The sequence below is a fragment of the Vibrio sp. 10N.222.52.C3 genome, assembly GCF_041474195.1.
GTDB lineage: Bacteria > Pseudomonadota > Gammaproteobacteria > Enterobacterales > Vibrionaceae > Vibrio > Vibrio crassostreae_C.
In genome coordinates, this window is the sequence record NZ_JBFRTQ010000235.1 from 1 (window position 1) to 3,512 (window position 3,512).

Here is a 3,512-nt window from a genome sequence, read left to right on the forward strand (position 1 = left end):
CTATTAAACATAGTAGGCAATGCGATCAAATTTACTGAAAAAGGTGAGATCAACTTATTAATTTCATGTGATAATGTAAACAAAAATAAAACAAAACTCAGTTTTGAAATTATAGATACAGGAATCGGAATATCAGGTGAAGATATAGATAAGCTATTCAAACCTTTTATCCAGGTAGACGAATCTACGAGTCGTATGTATGGAGGCACTGGTCTCGGTTTAATTATCAGTAAACAACTTGTTGAACTCATGGGAGGTCGCTTAACAGTTAAAAGCGATCAAGGTAAAGGTAGTCAATTCTCATTTGAGATCATCCTTGATATTGCTCCAGAGATACTCGATAACCAAGAAAATCAAGCTGATGTTCCGAAGTTGAATTTAAAACCTTTAAAAAACAAGCATATATTATTAGTGGAAGACAACTTTATTAACCAAGAGCTCGTAAAAGCTCTACTTAAAGGTGTCACCCGCTTGGATGTTTGCTCCGATGGTGAGAAAGCTATACATCAACTGAGTCAACAAAAATACGATGGTATTCTCATGGACTGCCAACTCCCCCAGATAGATGGCTATCAAGCAACTCAAATGATTCGTCAGGAATTAGGACTTTCTTTACCGATTATCGCTATGACTGCGAACATTATGTCTGCAGATATTGATAAAGCAATAGAGTCAGGTATGAATGACATCATAGGAAAACCTATCGACACCCAAGACATGTATAGAAAAATGCTAAAATGGTTCACAAACCAGATTGTAGAAACTAACGACGCTGGTGAGGTGGTTGCTGACAAACCTGTCGCTCCAATCCCGAACTGGCTAAGCAAAGTTTCCACTATTGATTTAGAAGCTGGCCTAAAAATCGCGGCCGGGAACACAGCACTGTACCTCAAGCTATTAAGCGCCTTCATAGAACAATACCGTGGTACTAGTATTGAAGCCAATGAACACCAAAAAGTACATCAATTAAAAGGAACAGCAGGCAACCTAGGTGCTACAACACTCTACCAAGCATGTGTTTCTCATGAAGAAAAGTTAGAACAAGAGTCATTGATTGAATTGAACTTAAAACTAAATCAACTTATTTCAGATCTGATGCCATTAAATGATAATCAAAAATCCCCTTCAACTCAGCTCTCAGAGGAAAAAATGATGGAGACACTAATTGGGCACGTATTAATTGTTGAAGATGACCTGATTAATCAATGCTTATTAAAGAATCAATTAAAAGACCTAGGGCTTTCTAGCGACGTTTCAAATGATGGACAGCACGCGTTAACACAACTAAAAGAGCGCAAAGGTGCGTACGATCTAATCCTCACAGATATTCACATGCCAAATCTCGATGGCCACAGTTTAGCAAGAGAAGTTAAAACAAACATCGGGCTGTATGGCTACGCGAATATTGTTGGATGTACTGGAGAATCCAACTACACCTTAGAGAATTTTGAGTACTTTGACGCATTAATCTCAAAACCGATCGATTCAAAGGCAATCTATGACAACATATCTAAGTTTCTAGTGAAATCCGAACCTCTCTCAACGTCAGAGCCTGAGAGTGAAATCGAGAGCAATTTCTCGGATTACAGTAATGAAAATAAACGAGATATTTATAGTGTCATTATTCAATCAATGTCATTAGACATTGAAAGCTTGGACAAAAGTGATGTAGATCTGAGGGCGCTGGCTCATAAAATAAAAGGCACGGCGAACATGTTAGGTCTAACTGAGATTGCAACTCTAGCTCAAGAGCTACAAAACGGGCTCGATCCTCAAAAAATTGTAAGCCAAAAGTGTATGCTGACCAAGAAAATGAACGAAATCGTTGAAGAAGTAAAAGATCTACTCGAGGGCATCGAATAATGCAGCATAACTTGAAAGTAATGATCGTTGAAGATGACCTTATTCAGAGCACTCGATTAAAGATCGAACTTAGTCTGTTAGGCGTTGAACATGTATATGTTGCTCAAGACGGCATAGAAGCGCTAGCTCTCATGAAAAACAGTAGTATCGACTTGGCATTCTGTGACATTAACATGCCTAATATGGACGGTATCAAGTTATTACTTGAAATATCTGAAATCACCAAAGAGTTAGGTGTTGTGATTGTTAGCTCTGCGGAAGATGATATTTGCGATTTAACATTAAATATCAGCTCACTTTTGGAGTTCAACTACTCGTCCCTCCTAAAAAAGAAAGATCTAAAGTCTAACTTAGCAAATGAACTACTTAAGTTCACACAAAGTGTTGAACAAACATGGCAAAACCAACCACCTGATAGCCTGTCGGCACATGATCTACATGACGCTTTTCAAAACTGTCAGGTTATCAATTATTACCAACCAAAAGTTCGCTTTGATAATCAGCAGCTTGTTTCAGTAGAAGCACTAGCACGCGTTAAACATCCGACACTGGGAATTCTCAGCCCTATTTCATTTATGGACACTATCGAAGAATGCAACATGATGGATCAACTATTCTTTGTCGTCCTTAATCGAGCACTTTGTGATATTTCGACTTGCCCTTTCGATATTTCTGTATCGGTCAACATGACGCAAGAAAACCTTGCAATACCAAATATCTGCGACAAAATCATTGAAGCATGCAAAGCGTTCAATTTTCCGCATGAGTACTTAACTTTGGAATTAACTGAGTCTCAAGCTTATCGTAACCGACCTGTTGCACTTTCAACGCTAGCTCGGCTAAGAGTACATGGTTTCAAATTATCGATTGATGATTTTGGAACAGGGTATGCCTCATTAGATAAACTTCTAAAGCTTCCTTTTACAGAAATGAAAATTGATAGAAGCTTTGTTTCTGATCTAGCAACAAACCCTAAGCATCAAGTTCTAGTAAAAATGTTACGCCAGGTAGCAGACACCATGGGTATGAATACTGTTGTTGAAGGTGTAGAAAACAGTGCTACTTGGCATATTTTACGTCAACAGGGCTTTAGCCTATGCCAAGGCTACTTTACTGGTGCGCCTGTCCCATTAAACGAACTTCCTAACCACTTCAAAGTAGACGGTACTCGTCAATAACCGCCACAACTTAAGAAAATTTTGCAACTCTACTTTCAGCTAAAGCAATGTTATCTAATATCCCAAGTTGCTTTAGCTCTATTGGTTTATAAAGTTCTTTACAGACTTTAAAACAGCTTTTCAACAGAGCTTTTACGTCCCGTGCAGAATAATTAGAAGGCCAACCTAAAGACAACAACTGAATAAGTTGCATATTGACTTCTCGAATGTAAATATTTCTCGAACGAATGTCCACTAGCTCGTCTAATGCGTCGATAATTTTATTAGAGCCTTGATATATACTCGCATTCTCAAGCTTTTCATTGACCACATCAGTCTGAGTTGCATGATTACTTGTCAAAGATTTCATCAACTCTACTTGAGATTTAAGTAACATTGGACTCAACTGGCTTTCATTCATATCCGCTCTTATGGAATGTACATACTCCTTAAATTCTTGATTAAAGGTAAGCAAACTCAAGAGATATAAGA

Annotated in this window: 2 protein-coding genes and 1 pseudogene; 2 read left to right on the forward strand and 1 reads right to left on the reverse strand. The window is 38.0% G+C overall.

Annotated elements, in window-relative coordinates; all coding sequences use genetic code 11:
- Positions 1–1,863 (forward strand): response regulator (locus AB4517_RS22605; RefSeq protein ID WP_372150092.1); only part of this gene is annotated, 1,863 nt, incomplete at its 5' end.
- A complete protein-coding gene (locus tag AB4517_RS22610; protein WP_372150095.1) occupies positions 1,863–3,041 on the forward strand; it encodes an EAL domain-containing protein in 1,179 nt (392 codons plus the stop codon). The genes AB4517_RS22605 and AB4517_RS22610, both read left to right, overlap by 1 nt.
- 10 nt (positions 3,042–3,051) lie before the next feature.
- On the opposite strand, the pseudogene AB4517_RS22615 reads toward AB4517_RS22610, so the two are convergent.
- A pseudogene (locus tag AB4517_RS22615) lies at positions 3,052–3,512 on the reverse strand (response regulator); the annotation flags it as partial.